We start from the raw sequence: 24,104 nt of genomic DNA on the forward strand, positions 1-24,104 counted from the left end.
TTCCCCACCCCATTTTCTATTGTTTTTCACGAAGCTGTTTCATAAGAGACAGTGCCTCTTCCGTCTTGTCGGCATACACGGGAATGAAAGCAACCATATCTCGATGTAATTGAAAGGTATAGCCGTTGAGTTTTTTCTTTCCTTTATTGATTTGAACTGCATAATCGACCGTTTTTCCTGTCTTTTTGTCCTCGACCGTATATGGTCCTGCTGCTTGATCGCCTATTTCCATCTCTTCCAGCAGCTGAAAGCTTTCAGGATCATCATACGTTCTAAACATTTCTTCTGGGACAATCATCACGTCCCCCTCTTTTGAGGTAATTTCAACCAGAAGCTTTTCAGGAATCGCCGGAAAGATGTGGACGCTATAAGTCTCTTGTTTCGGCTGAAAAGCCTTCTCTACTAATTGATCCTTCATTCCTTTTGACATATCAGAAAAAATCAGAACATCGATTCCATTTGTTTTCTCCTGACAGGCAGATAAACAAAGAGCAGCGATGAAACTGATGAGCCATACGGAGGCTCTTTTTCCCCTCCTCATGCCTTTTGAAAAACAGACAGCTTTTCTAGCTCAGTTAACGCCATGATAAAAGCGCCTGCCCCGTGCAAGTCATTTGTACTCCGCTCTCTTCCAACGTAGTAATCATAAAATCCCGCAGATGTTCCAATACAAATATCATTGATGGTAAAGTCACCATTTTCTTTCTCAGCCGTCTTATGCTGAATCAAGCCTTGATATGCTTTGACCACATGATCAACATAACGGAGGCTCACATACCCTTCATTCATGGCCTTTGCCATGGCATACATGAATAAACACGATCCCGAGCTTTCAAGCCAATTGTCACTGTGATTTCCTTTATCAATGATTTGATGCCAGAGACCTGTCTTTTGATCCTGATACTTTGCCACACTTTCCAGCATGTCTGTCAGCGTTTCCTTCCACACCTTCCGCCCTTCATGCAGCTCGGGCAGATCCTCGATCATATCTGCTAATGCAAGGACATACCAGCCAAATGATCTTGCCCAAAACTCTGGGGAACAGCCGGTCTTTTGATCAGCCCATGGCATCGTTTTTTGTTCATCCCACGCGTGATAATACAGACCTGTTTGTTCATCTTTCGTATGCTTTCTCATGAGATGCTCTTGATGGATGACCATATCCACTAGTGACTCTTCACCTTTAAGCTGAGCATACTTTAAGGCAAAAGGACCGCCCATGTAGAGACCATCGAGCCACATTTGATAAGCATAATTGTCTTTATGCCAAAATCCGCCCTCAGACGTGCGATTTAGCGTACGATAAAGTCCGCGCAGCTTCTCCGCTGCCAGCACATACCGCTTCTCTCTCGTTCGTTCGTAAAGAGGGAATAAAATGAGTCCTGCTTGAATGGCATCAAGCTCATCTCTTCGAAATAACAGATTACCGTACTCATCAATGAGGGAGTCCGCATAGTTTTTCACATAATCGAAATACGCCTCGTTCCCTGTTGCCTCATATAGCTTCATGACGCCGCAAAGGAAAACGCCTTGATGATAATGCCACCTTCCAGCTGGCGGCAGCTTAATCGGTGTATACGCTTTCATAATGGTTTGTGCTAATTTCTCTGCATGCTCAAGCGGTGATCCCTTTTCAATCGATAATGTCATTCTTCCTCATCTCCCTTTTTAATAAATACCTTCTTCTCCGAATTTCTTCGCTAAACGGTTTGCCAGCATGACCAAAATAAGTCCAACGGCTGCTTTAAATAAACCAACAGCGGTACTATAGCTGAATTGTCCTTGCTTAAGACCTGCTGTATAGACGTACGTATCAAAAATCTCCGCTACTTCCCGATTCGTTGCGTTCAGTAATAGATAGACATGCTCAAAGCCAAGCTCAAGCGTATCACCGATTTTTAAAATAAGCAGAACCACAATGACACTTTTAATGGCAGGAAGTGTGATGTGCCACATTTGTCTCAGTCTTCCGGCCCCATCCATTTTTGCTGCTTCATATAGCTGCGGATCTACCGCTGTAATCGCTGCAAGGTAAATGATTGTTGACCATCCTGCTTCCCGCCAGATTACTTGTAAAATGTACATCGGTCTAAACCATTCCTGACTAAGAAGGAAGTTAATCTTTTCTCCTCCAAAGAAAGCAATCAATTCATTCATTAACCCGCCGTCTACTGTTAACAAAACAAAAGATAAGGACACGACAATCACCCATGACATGAAGTGAGGGATATAAATCATCGTCTGTACAAATTTCTTAAACAATGCCAATCTCACTTCGTTTAAAAGAAGGGCTAATAAGATCGGAATTGGAAAGAAAATCACGACATTCATGGCAAATAAAATCAGCGTATTTTTTAATAAGATGAAAAATGTTGGTTCTGTAAACAATCGAATAAAGTGTTTGAAGCCAACCCACTCACTGCCAAGAATGCCGAGAAACGGCTGGTAATCTTGAAAGGCAATGATGAGCCCCCACATTGGCACATATTTAAAAACAATAAAATAAATGAGCCCCGGCAAAATCATTAAATACAAAAACTTTTGACTTAGCAACTGATTAAGTAAGCGCTTTCTTTTTTCGCTTTTCAAAGCTGCCGCAGGCACACCCTTGGCAGTGACATCCTCTGTTTTCATTGATAAAGCCTCCCCTCATGCTAATGCATGTGTTAACTGTATCTTAAGGATGAAAAATTCGTCTACAATCATATCAACAGATCATATTTTCATAGGTGATGCTACTCAAAACGTTACATAAAACATAAGAAAATGATCCTAATCTCAGAAAATGATTATTGACAAACCTACCAGATTTTTGGATTAATAAATTAAGGGGAAAAGATTGTTTCGTTTGAAATGGGGGGTTTTATGAAAAGAAGGCAGTATAAATTTTATTACAAGCTTGTGACGTTTTTTTTCATACTTAGTACGATTCCTGTTATCATTGTCGGCATTTTTTCTTATCAGCATTCGCAAAAAACAGCACTTGAAAATATCTCAAATGAAAAGCTCGACAGCGTCAAACAAACGCAATCCAATATTGAGCATATTTTAAAAACTGTTGATCATTCTCTCACTCACTATGTCAGTTCGCCGCCTCTCCTTCAAACACTGGCAGAACCTTTAAATCCAGACCAATTCCAGCTTTATAATCAAGTACAGCAGGAACTGAACTACTTGCAAACCTTTGACACAGACCTTTCCAATATTACACTCGTCAGTAAAATGGAAGACTGGTACATGAACAATTCGGGGCTTTATCATGTCACAAGCGAAGACCAAGAAAAAGCGCTGACCTCTTACCTCAATATACCAAGTCACTCCAGCTGGGCACTTGAAGAGAATAATCCACTTGTTGCAACCAAAGAAGGAAAAGCATCCTTTTGCAAGTACAATGTGAATTTAATCAAACAACTGCCTATGAACAGCGTTCAAAAAAAGGGAATCGCTGTCGCCAGCATTCCAAGCTGCGTGATTGCTGATAACATGCCTGACTTCTCTCAATCAGATAGTATGTTTGTCATTGATACAAACGGAAAAGTGCTGCTACATAACCGCAAAGAACAAATTGGTGAATCGCTGAAACATCAGGATTTCGTCAAGCATGTGCTCTCACTTGAAAAACGATCAGGGCAATTTGATATGAAGATCGACGAACTCAACTATCAAATCACATTTCAAAAATCAGATTATAATGAATGGACGTACCTATCCTTTGTTTCTATTCCAGAGCTTAAACAGCAAACGAAATCAATTGGGTGGATTACCTTTATTATTTGCACTATTTTGTTAGCGCTTTCATTACTATTTTCATGGTTTGGTTCCAGACATTTTTATAAACCAATTCGCTTATTATACGAGTCATTTGCACGCAATGAATCATTTTTGCAAAAACAGCCCTTTCAAAATGAATTTGAGTTGATTGAATCGAGTATTAAACAAATGAAGGATCAAAACAATGATTTAGAGGAACGGATTGAGCAGCAAGTGACACACTTACAGCAATACTTCATGGTACGGCTGCTGCTTGGAAAGCTGACAGATGAAGAAGTAAACAACCGGTTCCAAAGCTTAGGCTTTCCGCAAGGCTGGTCTCATTTGTCTATGCTTGTGACCCAAATTGATACGTTAAAAGGAACACCTTATGAAAAAAAAGATGCTGACTTGCTTTTATTTGCGATCAATGGACTGATCGAGCAGATTATTCCGCAAGAGGAGCACCTTCAGCCAACCGTTGTCAATCAGCATCAAACAACGATTATCCTCAACCACTCAAAGTCAAATGAAGAGTTTACTGAATATTTACACCAATTAGCAGAAGCCATTCAGCAGCGTATCGAGGAAGAGCTCGGTTTATCGATCAGCATCGGGATCAGCCGCCAGTTTAAGGAGCTGACGATGGCAAAACACGCTTACATTGAAGGAAAAGAAGCCTTAAAATACAGACTCAAAGCAGAGAAAAAGTCTATTATCTTATATGAGCATATAAAGCAAGGAAAGACGTTCAAAACCCATTTTCCAAAGCAGCTGCAGCATGATTTATTTGATGCGATGAAAGCTGGCGATCAAGGCAAAGCGGATCACTATTTACATGTGCTCCTGCAATCCATTTTCTCTAAAAATGCAGGGCCGCACGAATATCATATTGCCCTCGCTCGTTTTTTAAACAATTTAATTGAGCTGATGCATTTGCTGGGCATTGAATTATTTGAGGTCGAAGATAACAAAATGCTCTATGATACGATTTTTGAATTTAAAACCTTTGAAGATACAGAAGCATGGCTGAAACATGAGATCATTCGGCCAATTATTGACCAGCTTGCTGCACGTGAAGACTCACAATACAAAAACATCTCAGAAAAAATCATTCATATTATTCATCAAGAATTCGACTCAGATCTCACATTGGATGAAATCGCCACACGCCTGCATTACAATCCAAATTATTTAAGCAGTATTTTCAGAAAGGAAATGGATATCTCCTTTAGTGAATATCTCTCTTCCTACAGACACCATGTCGCTAAAAACTGGCTTGTAGAAACCGATATGTCCGTCAAAGAAATTTCGGAAAAACTGAAATATAAAAACCCGCAAAATTTCATCCGATCCTTTAAAAAGCTGGAAGGCACAACCCCTGGGAAATACCGCGACCAGAAAAAAGGCACGTAAGACAAAGAGTCCCGCTCTCACAAGAAAGCGGGGCTCTTTTATTTAAACTGTTCATTTAAGATGCTGTCTTCCAGCACGGAAAGCGGCTCTCCATACACACGTTCAATATGAGCTGCTCCCCAATCGCATAGCGCATTGAGAATTCTTTCGAGCGACTGTCCGTATTCACTTAATTCATATTCCACTTTAGGCGGCACCTGTTCATAGACAATCCGATTAATGACCCCGTCACTTTCAAGCTCTCTCAGCTGCTGCGTGAGCATTTTTTGTGTGATGTTTGGCATGAGCCGCTTCAATTCGCTCGTTCGTTTTTTCCCATGTGTCAAATGACATAAAATCACACACTTCCACTTCCCGCCAATGACCTCAAGCGTTGCTTCCACAGAGATATTATATTTTTTCTTTTCCATCGAATGTTCACTCCTCTTTGTACGAACAGGCACTTTTTAGTACCTATATTACAAAAAAGTACGTACTTTTTTTTTCATCATCTATGTTAGATAATAACTCTTGCCGATCGGCTTCGTCTATCAAAATGTCATCACAGAAGGATGTGAACTTACTTATGAAGAAAAAGCAAAACCATTTTGCTCTTCTCGCACTAGCGATTAGTGCTTTTGCTATAGGAACAACTGAGTTCATTAGTGTCGGTCTTTTGCCAATGATCTCAGAGGACTTTGGAGTGAGCGTCAGTCAGGCGGGCTGGACTGTCTCTTTATATGCACTTGGTGTGACATTTGGTGCACCTATTTTGACTTCCCTTACTTCCACGATGAAAAGAAAGACATTGCTTTTGCTCATTATGCTCGTCTTTTTGATTGGTAATACACTTGCCACCATTGCCCCGACTTTTTCAGTGCTGTTAATCGGCCGGGTGATTTCAGCTTTATCCCATGGCATCTTCATGTCCATCGGCTCTACGATTGCTGCAAGCCTTGTCGTGAAAGAAAAACGGGCAAGCGCGATTGCCTTTATGTTCACTGGTTTAACAGTAGCTACTGTGACAGGTGTGCCATTCGGGACATTTCTTGGTCACGAGTTCGGCTGGAGGACATCATTTGGTGTGATTGTGATCATTGGTCTGATCGCACTGATATCCAACTATTTTCTTGTTCCGTCTCAATTAAAGCAGGGTGTGAAAACATCTTTTAAAGATCAAGCTGTCCTATTAAAAACAAAAAGAATCTTGCTTTTATTTGTCATTACAGCCACAGGGTATGGAGGAACTTTTGTTGTCTTCACGTATTTATCTCCTCTCTTGCAGCATGTGACAGGTCTTGCGCCTGGGGCAGTCGCCTTGATCCTTCTTTTATACGGAATCACGATCGCAGCCGGAAATGTCATTGGCGGAAAAGCTGCTAATGAACAGCCAATGAAAGCTCTGATCTATATGTTTATTATCCAAAGCATCATCTTGTTTATCCTTAGCTTCACTGCAGGATTCACAGTGTTAGGCATTGGAACCGTCATGCTGATGGGACTATTTGCATTCATGAATGTGCCTGGGCTGCAAGTAGCCGTCGTTGATTTTGCAGAAAGATACACACCCGGAGCGGTCGACGTCGCATCTGCTATGAATATTGCTGCCTTTAATGCCGGTATTGCCATTGGCTCATTTTTAGGCGGCATCGTGACTGATACACTTGGTCTTGTGCATACAGGCTGGGTCGGCGGCATCATGGTCCTCATCGCAGCCATTCTTACGATGATCAGTTATCAAATGGAACAAAAAGAACAAACACAAACCATTTAAAGGAGTTTTTATGATGGAACATTTACAAAGTACAAAAACATTAAACAATGGAGTCCTCATGCCAAGCTTTGGCCTTGGTGTATTCAAGGTAGAAGATGGAGCAGAATTAGTTGATGCTGTCAAAACAGCCATTCAATTAGGCTATCGCAGTATTGATACAGCAGCTATTTATGGAAATGAAGAAGGTGTTGGACGAGGCATACAGCTTGGTTTAGCAGAAACAGGACTGCGCCGCGAGGACATCTTTGTCACATCAAAAGTGTGGAATGCCGATTTAGGATATGAATCTACCCTTAATGCATACGAAGAAAGCTTGAAAAAACTTCAGCTTGATTACCTTGATCTGTATTTAATCCATTGGCCGGTTGAAGGAAAATTCAAAGAAGCTTGGCGTGCACTGGAAACCTTGTATCGTGAAGGAAAGGTCAGAGCCATCGGAGTGAGCAACTTCCAGCCTCATCACCTAGACGAGCTATTAAAAGATGCAAACATCACACCAGCGATCAATCAAGTGGAGTTTCACCCAAAGCTTACGCAGGAAACACTCTATACGTATTTGAACTCTCGCGGCATTCAAATGGAAGCTTGGTCACCGCTGATGCAGGGTGAACTGCTGCATCACCCGCTGATTACAGAGCTTGCAGACACATATGGTAAAACACCTGCTCAAATTATTTTACGCTGGGATGTACAAAAAGGTATCATCACCATCCCAAAATCAACGAAAGCACATCGTTTAAAGGAAAACGCTGATATATTTGATTTTGTCTTAACTGATGAAGATATGAAACGTCTTTCTGACTTAAATGAAAACAAACGTATTGGTCCAGATCCAGACAATTTCGACTTTTAATGAAAACACCCCCGCTTTTTTGCTTTGCGGGGGTGTTCCTATTGATCATTTTGATTTTTTAAAGGAAGCTTCATATTCTTCTATGATTTTATTTCCACCATTTGATTTCCACTTCTCTACATCTTTCTTAAATTGATCTTCACTGATGTCTCCAAGAATGAACTTATAGGTCGCATCATCGATGATTTTCTTCAATTCGTTTCCTCGCTCTGATGCTGTTTCTGAATACAAGCTTTCAGCAGGATTGGCAACGATGATGTTTTTATTGTCTTCTTCCAGCTCTTCATATTTAGAACGAACTGCATCCCCTTTATTTTTCAAGTAACGTTTATCAATTCCTACAAGACTGACAAGCGGCTGTACATCTGTCTGCCAGCCTTTTACTTGGCTTTCTTCCCTGACAAATGTATTCCCTTCTTCTTTCTTATAATGCTGGCCATCTATACCGTACGTCATGAGACCATATACATCTTCTTCGGCAATGCGGTCAAAGAAGGCCAAAATCCGCTTTAATTCCGCCTCTGATTTCACGCTTGTTTTAGGGAATGCGAAGATGCCATTATGACCACCTGATGCCCACACACGTTCTTTGCCATCTGGGCCTTTGATTCGGTTGATAATATCTACTTTCATGTTTTTATCTGTCGCATCATCTCTCAGGTTCACGGCATCTACCATATTTCCAACATAGATGCCTGCTTTTCCTTGTGAGAATAATTCCTGCTGCTGTGTTTTGCTTGTCACTGGGAAGTCTTTGTTGATATAGCCATTGTCACGCAGCTTTTTCATGTATTTCATTGTATTCATGTACTCATTTGTCATAAAGTCCGGCGTGAATTTCCCGTTTTCTTCTTTCCAGTCTGTTGGCATTCCTTCATATGATCCAAGTGTCTTAAATGCTCCATAAATTAAATCGTTACGATCCGTAAAGCCAATTGTATCGGCTTTTCCATTTTGATTCGGGTCTTTTTCAGTAAAGGCTTTGGCTACTTCATACAAATCATCCAATGTTTTTGGTGTATCCAAATTTAAATTTTCAAGCCAATCCTTTCGAATGACAATCCCTTGTCTTGAAAGTGGTCTTTCTCTATAGATCCCATAAAGCTTACCGTCTATAGAAGCATTTTTATTAATCAGTTCGTTCATCTTACTTAAATTTGGATAATCCTTTAAATACGGACCGACTTCCCAGAACATGCCTGATCTGAACGCATTAATCGCAGACGAATTTTTAATGTCTTGAATCGTCACAATTTGCGGCAAATTCCCTGCTGCAAGTGCAGAATTTAAACGATCTTCCTTCACAGCATCAGGCACCCATGTAATATCAAGCTCTGTATTTGTGAGCTTCTCAATCTCTTTTAAAACGGAATCCTTCGGCGGCTGCTGATGATATAAAATCGCCATCCATGTCAACTTTACCTTTTTGTCTAAATCAACCTTCTCATCTGATGAGTTTGCCCCTTTACTTGAACATGCTGACAGAATACCGCTTGCTGCAAATAACAGGACAAACGCAATCAGCCATAATTTCTTTCTCCCCATAAGATCCCTCCGTTGTTCCATCTTTTTAACCCTTTACAGAACCTAGTAATGCCCCTTTGTTGAAATGCTTTTGAATAAATGGATAGACAAGCAGAACCGGAATGGTTGCCACAACAATCACAGCCATTTTAATCGTCTGGTCTGGCGGTGGTGTGGATGAGCCCATATCCGACATATCTCCCTGCATTCCGCTTGAGACAATGACAATCTGTCTCAGCAGCACCTGAATCGGCCATTTCACTGAATCATTTAAATACAGAATGGCGGTCATATACGTATTCCAATACGTCACGGCATAAAAAAGTGAAATGGTTGCAATGGCTGGCAAAGAAAGTGGCAGCACAATTTTAAAGAAAATCCCTAAATCGTTACAGCCGTCCATCTTCGCTGATTCCTCAAGACTTGCCGGTATGTTTTGAAAAAAGTTTTTCAAAATGATTAAGTTGAACGCATTGATTGCAACCGGTAGAATAAGTGACCAATACGTATCAAGCAGACCAAGTGTTTTCACCACAATAAACGTCGGAATCATACCTCCGCTAAACAGCATCGTGAAAACAACGAGAAACATCAGTGTTCTTCGGCCTTTTAGCTCCTGACGAGACAGCCCGTATGCCATAAGCGAGGACAAAAACATGCTGACAGCTGTTCCAACGAGCGTCACAAGAATGGACACAATGAGGCTGCGATACACAATATCTGTAGAAAAAATATATCGATATGCCTCTAGAGAAAACGTCGTCGGGAACAAGATAAATTTCTTCGTGATGACCTCTTCTACTGTTGCAAAAGAGGCGGCGATGACATGGATGAACGGAAGCACACATATTAATGCGAACATGAGTAGAAAAGAGTAATTAAATAAATTGAACAATCGGCCTTTAATAGAACGATCTATGTTCATCACGCCCTTTCTTTGTAAGCGTTATCATTTCATCTGAAAGTAAGCTGCAGCCTGTGACGATATCGTGATTAAAATGTAACAAACTGGGGAAGAAAGCGTCTATAATCATCTTGACAGACCAACTGTATAGATCATGTCAGCCGTGCTTTTATGCTCATGAAACAAAAGAATAAGATCATTAGCTCATGACATGATTATGCCCTATGCTTGATCATTGTCTCCAAGGATCTCCGTCGTATTGACATCTGGTTCATAGCCTAACTCCTGCTTCGTTTTCTCAGTAGACCACGGCTTTTCTTCATTCTCTGATACAGCATAATAGGTCCCAAAGGGAATATTCGTTTCAATCGCTGCCTTTATCATACCTGCAAGATCTTCATGTGACAGCAGTGTTCTTTTTGTTCTTTGTTTTTTGTGTAATGCCTTCATCTCATCTGTCACAACTGTTCCAATTCTTAAATTGATGACAGACATTCCCGTTTGATCGTGGAACAAACGCCCTAGCTGTTCGGAAGCAAATTTTAAAATGCCATATACATTTTTAGTCGCAGGCACATCATCAGTTGTAATCTGCCGCCCAAGTAAGGAGCGTCCATCCTCTTCATAACGATCTGTCACATGGTTGCTGCTTGCAAAAATGACTTTTCGTATGCCAAGCCGCGCGGCTGAACGAAACATATAATAGGTACTCCTCCAAAAAACATCATTCATTTTTGCAAATTCTTCATGATCCATCACGTCATGCGTCATGTCCATGTTTAGTAGATGTATGATGACATCCGTATCCTGCGGAATTGCCTCATATACATTCTGTTCATTCACTGCATCTGCTATAATGACTCCTTCTACACACCTCGATTGATCAATGATCGTGACGTTGTACTCAGTAGAGAGCGCTTTTGTTAAAATACGTCCAATCACACCGCATCCGCCAATGATGGTGATTTTTTTCATCTGTCTCCTCCTTTCTTTTGACGTAGTATGTCCAAGCGTTTCTTGATTACAGCCACTTTTTCAAAAATCGTGTCGCCTCGTGGCGCATAACGGCTGTTTCAAAATGACCTGCATGAAGATGAACAAGCTGATATCGTTCTTTCAATGAAGCAGCTTGATAGATTTGACCCAATACCTTTTGAATCCTTCCAACGCCTTCAGCAGGCGTGAGCTGATCAAGTTTACCTACTAAGCTTAAATGCGGTCTTGGAAAAATCATTTCTTGAATGTCAGCTGCTGTAAAATGCTTCGCTAAGCTCGGTACATAGTAATAAAAGCCATGCCTGTCTAAATTATTCGTTTCAATTAATGTATGATGATCTACCTGTGCGCAAAGATCAATACACACACTGACCCTCTCATCAAGCGCAGCCGTCCACCAGGAAAGAAGACCGCCCATCGACATCCCAAAGACAGCTAACCGGTCCGCCAGCACATCAGATCGAGACAGCAAATAATCGATCGCACACATGCTTTCATACAGCATCATGCCCCACATCACTTTTCCTGTTAAAAGCATTTCCTTAAAAATTTCACTTTCTGTTCTTCCTCTTCTCTCACCAAACCCTGCATGATCAATGGCGAGTACACTATATCCTTTTGACGTAAACTCTTTTGCATATGAAGGTTCTTGCAAATAATGGGCACCCTTTAACAGCTCTTCCTTCCCATTCACGTAATTCCCGCCGTGAGAGTGCTGGAACAGCACAACGGGTCTTTTTTTCACTGTATCCTTCGGTTTCACGAAATAAGCAGGGACTTCCTCTACACCATTCATGGAGAGAATGAGTGTTTCCACTACATATGATTCACGTTCCTCCATTTTTAACGTATAAGCCTCCACGCGATGACGTTCTGGCATTTCTCCTAACAGACTGAGCAGTTGTTCACGTTTGCTTTCCTTTTCCATTGACGTCACTCCTCATTTTCTTGATCACCTGTTAAAATACGAGACCGATGCGGGAATCACCTTGTTTTCGACAAAATTATGTCCCGGGAAATAAAGAACACCCACCGGTTTATACCGATGGGTGTCATCATTAGTTCGCAACAATATTGACAAGCTTCCCAGGAACTGCAATCACTTTACGAATGGTTTTCCCTTCAAGCTGTTCTTTTACACGTGCATCATTTTTCGCAAGCTCTTCTAACTGCTCCCTTGTTGCATCAGCAGGAACGGTTAATTTTGCTTTCACTTTACCGTTAAGCTGTACGACAATTTCTACTTCATCGTCGACAAGCTTTGACTCATCATATTGCGGCCATGCTTCATAAGAAATAGATCCTTCATGACCAAGTTTATTCCAAAGCTCTTCTGCTAAATGCGGGGCAATTGGAGAAAGAAGCTTTACAAAGCCTTCTGCATATTCTTTCGGCAATGTATCAGCTTTATAGGCATCGTTGATAAACACCATTAATTGTGAAATGCCTGTATTGAAACGCAAGCCTTCATAATGATCCGTTACCTTCATGACTGTTTCATGATAGCTGCGTTCTAATGCGCCGCCAGATTGCTCTGTCACTTTATCACTGAGTGAGCCATCTTCATTTGTAAAGAGACGCCATACACGATCAAGGAAACGACGAGCGCCATCAAGTCCTGTTTCAGACCAAGCAATTGACGCATCTAAAGGTCCCATGAACATTTCATAAAGTCGTAATGTATCCGCACCATGAGATTCTACGATATCATCCGGGTTGACCACATTTCCTTTTGATTTACTCATTTTTTCATTGTTTTCCCCAAGAATCATGCCTTGGTTGAACAATTTCATGAAAGGTTCTTTTGTTGGAACAACACCGATATCATACAAGAACTTATGCCAGAAGCGTGCATATAAAAGATGCAGTACAGCGTGTTCTGCTCCGCCGATATACACATCAACTGGAAGCCATTTCTTCAGCTTCTCAGGAGATGCAAGCTCTTCTGAGTTATGAGGATCAATATAACGTAAGAAATACCAGCAGCTGCCTGCCCATTGCGGCATTGTATTCGTTTCACGGCGGCCTTTCTTACCTGTCACAGGATCTACAACCTCAACCCAGTCTTTAATATTGGCTAATGGTGATTCACCTGTACCACTTGGCTTAATCTCTGTCGTCTTAGGTAAGATCAGTGGAAGCTCTTCTTCTGAAACAGCTGAAGATGTTCCGTCTTCCCAATGAATGATTGGAATCGGTTCACCCCAGTAGCGCTGACGGCTGAATAGCCAGTCTCTTAAACGATAAGTGACTTTCTTTTCACCTTTTTGATGTTCTTCAAGCCATGCAATCGCTTTTTCAATCGCTTCTTCTTTTCCTAAGCCATTTAGGAAATCAGAGTTAATGTGCTTTCCATCACCTGTGTAGGCTTCTTTTTCAATGTCTCCGCCTTCTACAACTTCTTTGATTGGAAGATCAAAGGTTTTAGCGAATTCATAATCACGTTCATCATGAGCAGGAACCGCCATAATGGCTCCAGTTCCATAAGTCGCCAGCACATAATCGGCAATCCAAATCGGCATCTTTTCACCGTTTAAAGGATTGATGGCATACGCCCCTGTGAAAATACCCGTCTTCGTTTTAGCAAGATCTGTCCGCTCTAGGTCACTCTTTGATTGAATCTCTTTGATATATGCTTCGACAGCTTCTTTTTGAGCAGCTGATGTGATTTTTTCAACAAGTGCATGTTCTGGTGCAAGCACTGCATATGTTGCGCCAAATAGTGTATCAGGACGCGTTGTAAAAACCGTAAACTGTTCGTCATGCCCTTCTACTTCAAAATGAACGTGCGCACCTTCAGAGCGTCCGATCCAGTTGCGCTGCATATCTTTGATGCTTTCAGGCCAATCGATGTCCTCTAAATCTTCTAACAGCCTGTCCGCATATGCCGTAATCTTTAGCATCCATTGCTTCATAGGACGTCTTTCAACAGGATGCCCTCCGCGTTCACTTTTTCCATCAATAACTTCTTCATTTGCAAGCACTGTGCCAAGCGCTGGGCACCAGTTCACTGGTACTTCATCGATATAGGCCAATCCTTTTTCGTACAATTTTAAGAAAATCCATTGTGTCCATTTGTAGTAATTCGGATCGGTCGTGTTGATTTCTCGATCCCAATCATACGAGAACCCTAGTGATTGAATTTGGCGGCGGAAGTTATTGATGTTCTCTTCTGTAAAAGCCGCCGGATCATTTCCTGTATCAAGTGCATACTGTTCTGCCGGGAGACCAAATGCGTCCCATCCCATTGGATGAAGAACATCATATCCCTGCATACGTTTCATGCGTGATAAAATATCCGTTGCTGTATAGCCCTCAGGGTGCCCGACATGAAGCCCTGCTCCTGATGGATATGGAAACATATCAAGTGCATAAAACTTCGGTTTATCTTCCGAGTCAGATGTGGCGAATGTTTTATGTGTCAGCCAATAATCCTGCCACTTCTTTTCAATTTCCCGATGCTGAAAACTCAATGTGAAAACCTCCTTTAATATGTACGGCTTTATCTGCTTAGATGACCACTGCAAGAATTCAGATTTTTCTAAAATCAACAAAAAACCCTCATCCCTGGAAAGGGACGAGAGATTTTTTGGTTCCCGCGGTACCACCCTTGTTAGCGTAACATGCTGTTCGTACGCTCACTTAATATCTTTAACGCAGACATGCGACAGAAGCTTTAACGCAACTGCAACTCTGAGGCGAGTTCAGAAGCAGATTTGATTGACTTTCACCAGCCGTCAATTCTCTAAAGACAAATACTGCTTTCCTACTACTCCTCTTCACTGTTCTTATCGTAACCGTCATCTAAGTAGTATTTTATAGAATTATGATCATAAGTGCAAGCAGGTTTGTATACAATGGGAATGTACCCTAGACTAGGGTAAAGTGAGGATATTATTCGTGTGGAGATCGGTTATGACGGTTGGAGCCTGCATCCTGTGAACGTTCTTCTCTCACAAAATCGAAGCTTCGCAGAACTGCTTCTCCTCCGTAACCTGAAATAATGGATAAGATGATCAAGTGCAGACTAGATTCGGGATTTGAGGATAAGACAAGCAGTGTAGCGGCAATCATCCCAACGAGCCAATCTTCAATAAACCCTAAGTAAATAAACTTTTTTGTCATTCTGGGCTTCTCTAGCCTGCCTTTTTTCTTTACGTGACCGAGAATGCCCATGACCCCTCCAATGGCGCAAGCAATAATGACTTGTTGCAGCATTTTCATCACCTTCCTAAAGCCCTTAGAATAGTAAAGCGACTTCAGGCTGTCCAGCCCCCTGTAATGCCATTCTGCTGTTCCGTCATAATCCATGTAAAAGGTCTATTCTCTCTAACGAAGAAAAAAAGCTTGTTTCTTCCATTATATGTGAATGACCTAAAAACAATCTTGATGCATTGGAATCATTTTCACCTAATCCATATTAACTATTTTTGTCATTTTATGAATTATGAGCAATTGATTCCTTCTTTTTCTAATGAAAAGTCTCCTTACTTATTCTATTCTAATGGAGGACAAACTATGATGACAAATTTAACAAAGCGTTTGCAATCGTTGAAACAGAACATATGTTATGTTACGTTTATAAGGATTCATTTGGTTGAAAAGATTAACCATTTGATATGTCTTATAGCAGCAGCAAAGGAGGGTAATATGGTCAGCTCGAACATCTTCGGCTTGCAAAAACAGCTTGAACTCATCAAAAAAGCGCTGGATCATGCGCGGATCGGTGTTGTCATTACAGACCCTTCCTTAGAGGATAACCCTATCGTTTATGTGAATCATGGCTTTACACAAATGACTGGATACAAACCAGATGAGATTCTTGGGCGTAATTGTCGATTCCTTCAAGGAAAAGACACAGATCAAAAGCAGCTTGCTTTAATTCGTCATGGAATTCAGAACAAAACACCTATTACCACACAGCTAAAAAATTATAAAAAAGACGGCACTTTTTTTTGGAATGAACTCAATATAGATCCTCTATACATTGAACAAGATGACAAAACATTTTTCATTGGTTTTCAAAAGGATATTACGAAACAGAAAGAATATGAACAGCTCCTAGAAGATTCCTTACAGGAAGTCACCTCTCTTTCGACGCCAATCGTCCCAATCAAAAATGGTGTATCTGCTCTTCCGCTTATCGGAAAATTATCTGAAGAACGCTTTGATGCCATTGTCGCTAAGTTAACTTGTATATTAGATGATTCAAAGGATGATTATTTAATTGTCGACCTTTCTGGTTTAATCGATGTCGATGATTCCGTCGCAGCACGTATTTTCAAACTGCATCATCTCCTCAATTTAACTGGAACCGAACTGATCATCACTGGGATCAAGCCGCAGCTTGCGATGAAAATGAAAGACCTGGATACAGATTTCCAGAATACGATCACTTATTTGACAGTAAAAGAAGCCATAAAAGGATTACCATTAGCTGAAAACCCTGTGTAAACAGGGTTTTTTTAGTTGAACCGCTCCCCAAAATGGAAAAATGAGGTATGATAGGTGTAAATAGCAATTTAGGGGGGCTGTTAGATATGTTGTTACTCATATTAGGTCTTTTATGTGTTTGTTTTGCCATCGGATATGCCGTCAATTTCTTCTTACTCAAACACCAGAACGAGCTGATTTTTTCAAAGAAACTTTTTTATCCTTTTTTGATCATTGGTCTCTTCTTTTCCATTATGTCATTACCGCTTACTGCTGGAAATGCGCCAAAGGCACAAGCCGATCCATCTTCCGAACAGCTGTTAAAGGAGCAAAAGGAGCTCTCATCTGACATTTCGAGCTTAAAAGCTGATAAAGAGTCGCTTACCTCCTCTTTAGAAGACGCGGAGAAGGAAAAAGAAAAACTGGAAAAAAAGCTAGAAACCATCACCTCAGAAAAAGAAACGGTCAAACAGCAAGAAAAGACCATTCAATCGCTTGAAGAGAAAATAGACAAGCTCACCTCCAGCAATGAAACACTCAAAAAAGAAAACAAGAATAGTAGCAGCGATACGAGTTCTTCCACCGCCCAGCGCTCCGCTCCTAAAGATGAAGGAAAAAGCACAGGCGGTCATGAATCTCAAAAGGAAACAAAAAAAGAATCGGCTGCCTGTAACATTAAAGGGAGTGTCAACGGCATTTATCACACACCGAGCAGCAGATACTACTCTAGAACAAAAAATGTAACCAAAATGTTCTGCTCTGTTGAAGAGGCAGAGCGTGCCGGATACAGGGCACCTAAGCAATAGCGATGTTTATTTAAAATAAAAAAGAACCTCCTGCGCCTAATCGGGTTTCCAGGAGGTTCTTTTTTTAGATTTCTCTTCTTAAAGCTGCTAATACATTCGTTTTTGTTGCCTTACGTGCTGGGTTAAGCCCTGAGATGATCGCTACCCCTGCGCTGATCACTGTCGCTGTAATGACAAGGCTGAGTGGAATATAGGAAAAAGTTATCGAGAATTGATCGCTTGATCCTCCCTCAGACATGGACGACAAAATGGCTGGGATGATTAAATTAACGGCGAAACTAATCAAATATGAGATGATAATACCGATGATTGATCCGATTACTCCAATATAAGCACTTTCCATTAGGAACATTCGCTTGATAATGGATGGATTCGCGCCAATGGCTTTCATAATCCCAATCTCTTGTGTTCGCTCTGTTACCGCCATGGTCATCGTATTGAAAATTCCGATGGCAGAAATAATGACTGCAATACATCCGACAAAAATGAGTCCAATTTTGAAGACCGTAAAGAACATATCCATTCCTTCAAGTTGGTTCGTCACAGAGATGACTTGATAGCCTTCATCTGTTAGTTTATCCGTGAGTGCACCGACATTGTCGAATTTATCTGCATAAACAGAGGTCATTTTCTCGACATTTCCTGCTTCAGGAGACAGGTCAAGTATTTGACCAAATTCTTTTTCATAAGCATTCGGAATCAGAATTTTATGATCCTCCTGCCACTCCAAATTCGGCTTTTTCAAAACGCCTACTACACGGAAATCAAATGTTTTTTCTTTGACGACTTCATTTTCTTCATTTAATTTTGGCACTTTGATTTGAATCACTTTATTTAAAATATCCTTCGTGTAGCCTTTAGGCTCTTTCGGCATTTCTTCACCATTTGATGTCTGATTTAATTCTTTTTCATAGGATTCGCGTTCTTTTTTTGTCCACAGTTGTTCAGCCATATGATAGCCGACCACAATTTCGTTCGCTGATGTTGGGACTTTTCCTCGGTCTAGCTCAAGTCCTGCTTCTTTTTCTTCTTTCATATCAGTCAAAGCAGCCTGCGTTTCACCTGAGCGGTCATCGAGCTCGATCTTTACCGATGGAGTGAGCGCCGTTCTTGAGACGACAGATTTCACATGATCATATTTCTTTAAATCATCAATCTTAACGTCTCCTTTTTCTTTTCCTAACACTTTAATTTCTGTGATAATTTGCTGCTTCATGATTTCATCTTGAGCTGATTTTTGCAGACCAAAACCGACAGACGCTAGAACGATTAAAAAGGAGCATGCCATTGTTGTCGCAAGAATGGTCATAAACACACGCAATCTATTTTTCTTCATGTTTCTTCTTATGAATTTGACCTGATCTCTAAATTTCAATGGATTGTTCCCCTTTCTTTAATACACCATCGTGAAGCTGGAACGTTGTGTCTGCGATTGAAGCGACTTCATCGTCATGTGTAATGATGACAAATGTAATTCCTTTTTCACGATTGAGCTGCTGGATAAAGGCTAGAATTTCTCCTTCAGTTTCTGAATCCAGACTGCCTGTTGGTTCATCCGCTAAAATAATAGATGGATTTAAAATCAAGGCTCTTGCAATACTCACACGCTGCTGCTGTCCGCCTGACAGCTCATTTGGGTAATGTCCTGCGTGATGTTCAAGTCCGACTCGCTTCAGCATTTCTTTTACTTTCGCCTTTCGTTCAGACGGCTTCACACCTTTTAAAGTGAGCGGAAGTTCAACATTCTCATACGTTGTTAAGCTCCCGATCAATTGAAAGCTTTGAAAGATAAAGCCAAAATGGTCTAAGCGAAAGTCTGCCCATTCTTTTTCATTAAAGCCGGTCACATCAGTGCCATCAATGATAATTTGTCCGCTCGTTGGCGTAATATAGCCTGATATTAAGTTCAATAAGGTGGATTTCCCCGAACCACTTCGTCCAACAATACAAGCAATATCGCCTCTTTTGATGGACAGGTCAATCCCTTTCAGCACAGGAATTTCATTTTCCCTGCCTTTTTTACCAATTTTAAATACATGATCTAATGCTTGAATCTGAATCATCTCTACTCCCCTGCTCTCTGTTTATCTTTTTCGATAGATTAAGAAATAACTCGTAAGTGCGCCCACAGCTCCACCGATGAGCATGCCAACAAAATACCCTAATAATGAATCGTAAGAGAAGCCAGCCCAGCCAAACCCTAAAACGCCGAACACAATGACCATAATTTGAATTGGCCGATCCATTTTTGAAAAGAGAAAGAATCTTCCATTTCGTTCGATAGGATGTTTGACAAAACTAACCAAACCAACTAGGTAAAATATGACCATCATGACAAGCGGAATGATGAATGCTTCACCATTGAACCAATGTTGATATTCTTGTTGAAAACTGTCATTTGTAATATAAGTAATTGGTGATATAGGCGATATCAAATAATTGAGGCTCGTATCTATCCACCTCACAGTTGGTCTAAAGATAAAATCTAAATGAACGATCGGAAGTCCAATTAACAAAAATGGTAGAATGGACGTACTGAATCCAACGATTGCTTGGGATATGGCACTTCCTGTTAATGTACCTGCTGCAAAAAATAAACTATAGATCATCAAGGCTGACAACAACGCATAAAAATAACGACTATTGAACTCAGGTAACTCTATTGGATGAAGACCTAATTTGAGTAAATAAATGAAAAGGTATGAGACAACATGAACGCTTGCAATAATTCCAACACCTAAGAAAAACTTGGAATGAAAGATGGCACTTCTGCTAAATGGCAAAGATAGTGTAAAGTCCATCTGCCCTTTATTTCTCTCAACCCCTAGCTGAATTACAGCAAAAAATATTCCCATTAGCCATGAAAGTGAGAGAAATGCATCCTTCTTAAACATATAAGTGAATGTTGTTGAATCCATTATACAGTCTGGATTTTTCAAACAATCTTGAAAGGTTGAGTAATCCATTAAGAGGGATAATGGCGTCGCAAACACCGCAACAAGCATCACTAAAATGAATGTCAGCTCTGATTGCTTCCACTCCTTATATAATAATTGCCGCTTTACCATCTGCGTTTCCCTCCAAACTTCGCAATGAATACTTCTTCTAAATTCACAGGCAGTTCATGCCATACTTTCGGCTTTAGTGACTTCAAGTACTCTTTAGCCTCTACGTCGGTTTTAAGAACAAGCGCTGTATAGAAAACGCCCGCTTGATCCAAAATCGCAACGCCATTTTTTCGAATACTTAAGTTCATATCTTCTTCAAAAGCCATTTGGATTTTGACATAGTCATTCTTTAATTCATCTAAATCCATGACACTTGTGAGCTGATTTCCTTCTAAAAACCCGATTCGATTACACATGCGCTCAATATCCTCTAAGCGGTGAGATGTAATTAAAATTGTTGTTTGTCGTTCTGCCACCTCGTCAATCATCAGCTGAAGAACATCATTTCTTGTGACAGCATCAATTCCATCAGTCGGCTCATCCAATAAAATAACCGCTGGTTTGATGGCAAAGCTTAAAATTAATGACAGCTGTTTCTTTAACCCTGTCGACAATTCACGATACTTTACTTTTTCCGGAATTTCATAACGGTTCACAAGCTCATTTGCATAGGTCACGTCAAACTTTGGATAAATATGCTTTAACAGCTGGACAAGCTGTCCGTAATTGTATCTGTCAAAGTAAGGATTCACGACCGGCATGAATACAATATTTTGCTTTACTAAAGGGTGGTCTCTCACCAGTACATCTTTAAAATAAATCTCTCCTTCATCTGGAAGAAGAATTTGTTGAATCAATCTGAGAAGTGTCGTTTTCCCAGAGCCATTCCGGCCAAGCAGACCGAAGATCTCACCTTCGCCTATTTTGAAGGAAACGTCGCTGAGTACTTCGCGTCCATTTAATTTCTTCGATACATTTCTGACCTCAATCAACTTGTTTTCCTCCTTTTAGACTTGAGCCGATCTCTTCTAGCCATTCCTTGAGCTGATGAATATCAATACCAGCATAATGAGCTTCTATGATGAGTTGTCTTAACTGTTCTTTCATCTCGAGCACCTTCCCTTCATTCAGCTTTAACTGAGCACCTTCTGTTACATACGTACCGCGGCCTCTTAGCGTTTCAATAATCCCTTCCCGCTCTAGCTCTTTATACGCTTTACTGACGGTGTTTGGGTTGGCAATAATAATGGTGGCGAGCTCTCTAACAGAGGGCAGTTTGTCACCAGGCTTCATCACACCTTTTAAACATAAAATTTTGAGCTGCTCAATGATTTGTTCATATATTGGCGCAGCGCTTCTTGGATCTATTTGAATCATGATGACTCCCTCTTTCCTCATTCATGCTTTTGCAGTCCTATCGCTTGTTCATGTCCTTGCATTAAAGGAACTGAATTGGGTATCAAATCTTTTTGAACTTCAAAACCAATGAAAACAAGAACGAAAAAAAATGTACATGCTAACGCAACAGCCAGCACCATCCACTTCAAATTGATTGGTTTTTTTTCTTTTTTCATGGTTGAACACCTTTCTTCACTTTTTAAGTGTCTGTAGTGTATTAGTTGATATAGTACACTTAATACAATATAGACACCAAGCATAAAAGTCAATCACTTATTAAGAAAATAAAAAACAGACCCTTAAAAGAAGGATCTGTTCATCATTCATTATCGTAAGAAATCCCTAAAATCATTTGATTTTGCAAGCTCTGAATTTGAACACGTGCCCTGTCTAATCGTTCTCTTTGCTGGTCATTGGCGACATCTTTTAATTTTTCTAATTCGTTGACCGTATCCTCAAGCATGAGCTGTGCTTTAGAAAACTCTTCCTCATTATAATGTTCCTGACGTGAGCTCAAATCAAATTGTTCACTTGCAAACTCAAGGGTTTCAGTACTTTTTTGGATAAAATCATCGATCGACTGCCTTGTTGCCATCTTACATTCCCTCCATTTCATCATCGCTCCCGCCTATTTTGCCCATGTAAAGCTTTTTCACTAAAGAAAATGTTGGACAGATTCAATTGTCCTCCTTCGTGATTTTTGTTAAACTTTAAGGATGCCTATTATTATGCAAGGAGGTTACTGACTTGGATCAGCATAACCCTTTTTTATATTCAAACAGCGAAAAACGTTATCACACATGGAATTATCATTTGCGCGAACACTTTGGTCATAAAGTATTTAAAGTAGCCTTAGACGGCGGCTTTGACTGTCCAAACCGTGATGGTACTGTAGCCCACGGCGGCTGTACATTTTGCAGTGCCGCTGGATCTGGTGATTTTGCAGGAAACCGGGCTGATGATCTTATCACTCAATTTAACGAAATCAAAGACCGGATGCATACAAAATGGAAAGACGGAAAATACATGGCGTATTTTCAGGCGTATACAAACACACACGCGCCGCTTCCTGTCCTAAAAGAAAAATATGAAACCGTCATGAATCTGGATGGTGTGGTTGGTCTATCCATTGCAACAAGACCTGACTGCCTGCCGGATGACGTAGTGGAGTATTTAGCCGAATTAAACGAACGCACTTACCTATGGGTAGAGCTTGGTCTTCAAACAGTACACGAACGGACAGCTATGCTCATTAACCGTGCTCATGATTATGAATGCTACGTTGAAGGTGTAGAAAAACTGCGAAAACACGGAATTCGTGTCTGCTCGCATATCATCAACGGATTGCCTCTTGAAAACCGGGATATGATGATGGAAACAGCAAAAGCTGTTGCGGATTTAGATGTGCAAGGAATTAAAATTCATTTACTTCACCTTTTAAAAGGAACCCCAATGGTCAAGCAATATGAAAAAGGAAAGCTTGAGTTTTTAAGCCAGGAGGAATATGTTCAGCTTGTTTGTGATCAGCTGGAGATTCTGCCGCCAGAAATGATTATTCATCGTATTACAGGCGACGGTCCAATTGAATTAATGGTTGGTCCAATGTGGAGTGTAAACAAGTGGGAAGTACTAAATGCCATTAATGCTGAGCTCGAAAGACGGAATAGCTACCAAGGTAAACGCTTCGTCAGATTGGAAGAAGCAGCAAAATGATTTTGAAACGCATGCTTCCTTTTAGTAAAGATCTGTTAGAACGCGCTTGTCAAAAAGGCGACATCGTCATAGATGCAACAATGGGAAACGGCCACGATACACTCTATTTAGCTGATCTTGTAGGAACTGATGGACAAGTGTTTGCATTCGACGTGCAAGAGGAAGCCTTGCAGCAGACAAGCAAAAGGCTTGGCGATCAATATCCTTACGTTCACCTGATCCATGATGGACATGAAAAACTGGCGGATCATCTTCCGAAGGATGTTTACGGACATATATCTGGTGCAGTGTTTAACCTTGGATATCTGCCCGGGGGGGATAAAGCCGTCACCACTCAGGCTCATACAACCATTGAAGCGATCAAACAGCTCCTCGAATGGCTCAAACCCGGAGGTCTGATCGTCCTTGTGATCTACCACGGACATCCCGAAGGTAAAAGAGAAAAAGAAGTGCTTCTCGACTATTGCAGATCACTGCCTCATGAAGAGGTACAAGTTTTATCATATCAATACATGAACATTCAAAACGACCCGCCTTTTGTGGTCGCCATTGAAAAAAAGCTAAAATGATGTGCATTTTAGCTTTTTTTCTTCTTTTCAGCGTGATAGAA

General features: G+C 40.8%; 24 protein-coding genes and 1 other annotated feature. Of the genes, 7 read left to right on the plus strand and 17 right to left on the minus strand.

Translation table 11 applies throughout. From position 1 onward, the window contains the following. Positions 1–16: 16 nt before the first annotated feature. The 3 genes from ACLGGR_RS16070 to ACLGGR_RS16080 are packed head-to-tail and all read right to left on the minus strand — an operon-like array spanning position 17 to position 2,634. On the minus strand, positions 17–541 hold the full coding sequence (locus tag ACLGGR_RS16070; RefSeq protein ID WP_410973450.1) for a lipoprotein YteS: 525 nt from the start codon (positions 539–541) through the stop codon (positions 17–19). Further along, the gene (locus tag ACLGGR_RS16075) at positions 538–1,650 is read right to left on the minus strand and encodes a glycoside hydrolase family 88/105 protein (protein ID WP_410973451.1); all 1,113 of its coding nucleotides are present in this window, start codon (positions 1,648–1,650) and stop codon (positions 538–540) included. Before ACLGGR_RS16075 ends, ACLGGR_RS16070 begins: the two co-directional genes overlap by 4 nt. An 18-nt stretch (positions 1,651–1,668) precedes the next feature. Further along, on the minus strand, positions 1,669–2,634 hold the full coding sequence (locus ACLGGR_RS16080; RefSeq protein ID WP_024424886.1) for an ABC transporter permease: 966 nt from the start codon (positions 2,632–2,634) through the stop codon (positions 1,669–1,671). Between the two features lie 231 nt (positions 2,635–2,865). Here ACLGGR_RS16080 and ACLGGR_RS16085 point away from each other — a divergent pair, with 231 nt between their 5' ends. Further along, entirely contained in the window at positions 2,866–5,166 is a 2,301-nt protein-coding gene (locus tag ACLGGR_RS16085) for a helix-turn-helix domain-containing protein (protein WP_410973452.1), read from the plus strand. Between the two features lie 38 nt (positions 5,167–5,204). Here the strand turns inward: ACLGGR_RS16085 and ACLGGR_RS16090 are convergent, their stop codons facing one another. Further along, positions 5,205–5,576: a winged helix-turn-helix transcriptional regulator gene (locus tag ACLGGR_RS16090; protein WP_003217763.1), complete on the minus strand. Its 372-nt coding sequence runs from the start codon at positions 5,574–5,576 to the stop codon at positions 5,205–5,207. 155 nt (positions 5,577–5,731) lie between these two features. On the opposite strand from ACLGGR_RS16090, the gene ACLGGR_RS16095 reads away from it, so the two are divergent. Together ACLGGR_RS16095 and ACLGGR_RS16100 are read left to right on the plus strand one after the other, a co-directional pair. Then, the gene (locus tag ACLGGR_RS16095) at positions 5,732–6,919 is read left to right on the plus strand and encodes an MFS transporter (RefSeq protein ID WP_323648471.1); all 1,188 of its coding nucleotides are present in this window, start codon (positions 5,732–5,734) and stop codon (positions 6,917–6,919) included. Between the two features lie 10 nt (positions 6,920–6,929). Further along, the gene (locus ACLGGR_RS16100; RefSeq protein WP_410973453.1) at positions 6,930–7,772 is read left to right on the plus strand and encodes an aldo/keto reductase; all 843 of its coding nucleotides are present in this window, start codon (positions 6,930–6,932) and stop codon (positions 7,770–7,772) included. A gap of 45 nt (positions 7,773–7,817) precedes the next feature. On the opposite strand, the gene ACLGGR_RS16105 is transcribed toward ACLGGR_RS16100, so the two are convergent. From ACLGGR_RS16105 to ACLGGR_RS16130, 6 genes are all read right to left on the minus strand, one after another. Next, positions 7,818–9,317 (minus strand): extracellular solute-binding protein, encoded by a 1,500-nt coding sequence (locus ACLGGR_RS16105; protein WP_111291859.1) that lies wholly within the window; start codon positions 9,315–9,317, stop codon positions 7,818–7,820. 25 nt (positions 9,318–9,342) lie between these two features. Then, a complete protein-coding gene (locus tag ACLGGR_RS16110) occupies positions 9,343–10,203 on the minus strand; it encodes a carbohydrate ABC transporter permease (protein ID WP_087976618.1) in 861 nt (286 codons plus the stop codon). A 219-nt stretch (positions 10,204–10,422) separates the two neighbouring features. Continuing rightward, positions 10,423–11,175 carry an NAD-dependent epimerase/dehydratase family protein gene (locus tag ACLGGR_RS16115; RefSeq protein ID WP_410973454.1) on the minus strand — a complete coding sequence of 251 codons (753 nt, stop codon included), beginning with the start codon at positions 11,173–11,175 and terminating at the stop codon, positions 10,423–10,425. A gap of 46 nt (positions 11,176–11,221) precedes the next feature. Beyond that, positions 11,222–12,124, minus strand: a complete 903-nt coding sequence (locus ACLGGR_RS16120; RefSeq protein ID WP_410973455.1) for a dienelactone hydrolase family protein — start codon at positions 12,122–12,124, stop codon at positions 11,222–11,224. Positions 12,125–12,254: 130 nt separating this feature from the next. After that, the gene (leuS, locus tag ACLGGR_RS16125) at positions 12,255–14,669 is read right to left on the minus strand and encodes a leucine--tRNA ligase (RefSeq protein WP_197198372.1); all 2,415 of its coding nucleotides are present in this window, start codon (positions 14,667–14,669) and stop codon (positions 12,255–12,257) included. A 97-nt stretch (positions 14,670–14,766) separates the two neighbouring features. Next, positions 14,767–14,988 (minus strand) — a binding site (T-box leader). Positions 14,989–15,090: 102 nt separating this feature from the next. Further along, on the minus strand, positions 15,091–15,420 hold the full coding sequence (locus ACLGGR_RS16130; RefSeq protein WP_008343006.1) for a DUF4257 domain-containing protein: 330 nt from the start codon (positions 15,418–15,420) through the stop codon (positions 15,091–15,093). Positions 15,421–15,846: 426 nt separating this feature from the next. On the opposite strand from ACLGGR_RS16130, the gene ytvA reads away from it, so the two are divergent. Continuing rightward, positions 15,847–16,650, plus strand: coding sequence for a YtvA family blue-light photoreceptor (gene ytvA / locus ACLGGR_RS16135; protein ID WP_048239145.1), 804 nt, complete (start codon positions 15,847–15,849; stop codon positions 16,648–16,650). 86 nt (positions 16,651–16,736) lie between these two features. Next, positions 16,737–17,435 (plus strand): sunset domain-containing protein, encoded by a 699-nt coding sequence (locus ACLGGR_RS16140; protein WP_410973456.1) that lies wholly within the window; start codon positions 16,737–16,739, stop codon positions 17,433–17,435. 64 nt (positions 17,436–17,499) lie between these two features. Here ACLGGR_RS16140 and ACLGGR_RS16145 read toward each other — a convergent pair whose 3' ends face one another. From ACLGGR_RS16145 to ACLGGR_RS16175, 7 genes are all read right to left on the minus strand, one after another. Then, positions 17,500–18,810 carry an ABC transporter permease gene (locus tag ACLGGR_RS16145; RefSeq protein WP_410973457.1) on the minus strand — a complete coding sequence of 437 codons (1,311 nt, stop codon included), beginning with the start codon at positions 18,808–18,810 and terminating at the stop codon, positions 17,500–17,502. Next, the gene (locus tag ACLGGR_RS16150) at positions 18,800–19,498 is read right to left on the minus strand and encodes an ABC transporter ATP-binding protein (protein WP_251216334.1); all 699 of its coding nucleotides are present in this window, start codon (positions 19,496–19,498) and stop codon (positions 18,800–18,802) included. Before ACLGGR_RS16150 ends, ACLGGR_RS16145 begins: the two co-directional genes overlap by 11 nt. 21 nt (positions 19,499–19,519) lie before the next feature. Further along, entirely contained in the window at positions 19,520–20,503 is a 984-nt protein-coding gene (locus ACLGGR_RS16155) for an ABC transporter permease subunit (protein WP_410973458.1), read from the minus strand. Then, a complete protein-coding gene (locus tag ACLGGR_RS16160; RefSeq protein ID WP_142945699.1) occupies positions 20,497–21,375 on the minus strand; it encodes an ATP-binding cassette domain-containing protein in 879 nt (292 codons plus the stop codon). The genes ACLGGR_RS16155 and ACLGGR_RS16160 overlap by 7 nt, the downstream gene beginning before the upstream one ends. Continuing rightward, on the minus strand, positions 21,368–21,760 hold the full coding sequence (locus ACLGGR_RS16165; protein WP_019743690.1) for a GntR family transcriptional regulator: 393 nt from the start codon (positions 21,758–21,760) through the stop codon (positions 21,368–21,370). Before ACLGGR_RS16165 ends, ACLGGR_RS16160 begins: the two co-directional genes overlap by 8 nt. A 17-nt stretch (positions 21,761–21,777) precedes the next feature. Then, the gene (locus ACLGGR_RS16170; protein ID WP_039180825.1) at positions 21,778–21,957 is read right to left on the minus strand and encodes a hypothetical protein; all 180 of its coding nucleotides are present in this window, start codon (positions 21,955–21,957) and stop codon (positions 21,778–21,780) included. A gap of 143 nt (positions 21,958–22,100) precedes the next feature. Next, positions 22,101–22,376, minus strand: a complete 276-nt coding sequence (locus ACLGGR_RS16175) for a YtzC family protein (protein WP_142945700.1) — start codon at positions 22,374–22,376, stop codon at positions 22,101–22,103. Between the two features lie 152 nt (positions 22,377–22,528). On the opposite strand from ACLGGR_RS16175, the gene mnmL reads away from it, so the two are divergent. Together mnmL and mnmM are read left to right on the plus strand one after the other, a co-directional pair. Then, a complete protein-coding gene (gene mnmL / locus ACLGGR_RS16180; RefSeq protein ID WP_017358356.1) occupies positions 22,529–23,494 on the plus strand; it encodes a tRNA modification radical SAM protein MnmL/YtqA in 966 nt (321 codons plus the stop codon). Then, the gene (gene mnmM, locus ACLGGR_RS16185) at positions 23,491–24,063 is read left to right on the plus strand and encodes a tRNA 5-(aminomethyl)-2-thiouridylate-methyltransferase MnmM (protein ID WP_410973459.1); all 573 of its coding nucleotides are present in this window, start codon (positions 23,491–23,493) and stop codon (positions 24,061–24,063) included. Before mnmL ends, mnmM begins: the two co-directional genes overlap by 4 nt. The last annotated feature ends 41 nt before the right edge of the window (positions 24,064–24,104 follow it).

The organism is Bacillus sp. BD48 (genome assembly GCF_046566805.1).
Taxonomy (GTDB): Bacteria; Bacillota; Bacilli; order Bacillales; family Bacillaceae; genus Bacillus; species Bacillus safensis.

Bases quoted from the DNA above. Each gene is read 5' to 3' on its own strand.
- ACLGGR_RS16070 (WP_410973450.1), bottom strand. From the start codon at position 541: ATGAGGAGGGGAAAAAGAGCCTCCGTATGGCTCATCAGTTTCATCGCT.
- ACLGGR_RS16075 (WP_410973451.1), bottom strand. From the start codon at position 1,650: ATGACATTATCGATTGAAAAGGGATCACCGCTTGAGCATGCAGAGAAA.
- ACLGGR_RS16080 (WP_024424886.1), bottom strand. From the start codon at position 2,634: ATGAAAACAGAGGATGTCACTGCCAAGGGTGTGCCTGCGGCAGCTTTG.
- ACLGGR_RS16085 (WP_410973452.1), top strand. From the start codon at position 2,866: ATGAAAAGAAGGCAGTATAAATTTTATTACAAGCTTGTGACGTTTTTT.
- ACLGGR_RS16090 (WP_003217763.1), bottom strand. From the start codon at position 5,576: ATGGAAAAGAAAAAATATAATATCTCTGTGGAAGCAACGCTTGAGGTC.
- ACLGGR_RS16095 (WP_323648471.1), top strand. From the start codon at position 5,732: ATGAAGAAAAAGCAAAACCATTTTGCTCTTCTCGCACTAGCGATTAGT.
- ACLGGR_RS16100 (WP_410973453.1), top strand. From the start codon at position 6,930: ATGATGGAACATTTACAAAGTACAAAAACATTAAACAATGGAGTCCTC.
- ACLGGR_RS16105 (WP_111291859.1), bottom strand. From the start codon at position 9,317: ATGGGGAGAAAGAAATTATGGCTGATTGCGTTTGTCCTGTTATTTGCA.
- ACLGGR_RS16115 (WP_410973454.1), bottom strand. From the start codon at position 11,175: ATGAAAAAAATCACCATCATTGGCGGATGCGGTGTGATTGGACGTATT.
- ACLGGR_RS16120 (WP_410973455.1), bottom strand. From the start codon at position 12,124: ATGGAAAAGGAAAGCAAACGTGAACAACTGCTCAGTCTGTTAGGAGAA.
- ACLGGR_RS16130 (WP_008343006.1), bottom strand. From the start codon at position 15,420: ATGAAAATGCTGCAACAAGTCATTATTGCTTGCGCCATTGGAGGGGTC.
- ytvA (WP_048239145.1), top strand. From the start codon at position 15,847: ATGGTCAGCTCGAACATCTTCGGCTTGCAAAAACAGCTTGAACTCATC.
- ACLGGR_RS16140 (WP_410973456.1), top strand. From the start codon at position 16,737: ATGTTGTTACTCATATTAGGTCTTTTATGTGTTTGTTTTGCCATCGGA.
- ACLGGR_RS16150 (WP_251216334.1), bottom strand. From the start codon at position 19,498: ATGATTCAGATTCAAGCATTAGATCATGTATTTAAAATTGGTAAAAAA.
- ACLGGR_RS16155 (WP_410973458.1), bottom strand. From the start codon at position 20,503: ATGGTAAAGCGGCAATTATTATATAAGGAGTGGAAGCAATCAGAGCTG.
- ACLGGR_RS16165 (WP_019743690.1), bottom strand. From the start codon at position 21,760: ATGATTCAAATAGATCCAAGAAGCGCTGCGCCAATATATGAACAAATC.
- ACLGGR_RS16170 (WP_039180825.1), bottom strand. From the start codon at position 21,957: ATGAAAAAAGAAAAAAAACCAATCAATTTGAAGTGGATGGTGCTGGCT.
- ACLGGR_RS16175 (WP_142945700.1), bottom strand. From the start codon at position 22,376: ATGGCAACAAGGCAGTCGATCGATGATTTTATCCAAAAAAGTACTGAA.
- mnmM (WP_410973459.1), top strand. From the start codon at position 23,491: ATGATTTTGAAACGCATGCTTCCTTTTAGTAAAGATCTGTTAGAACGC.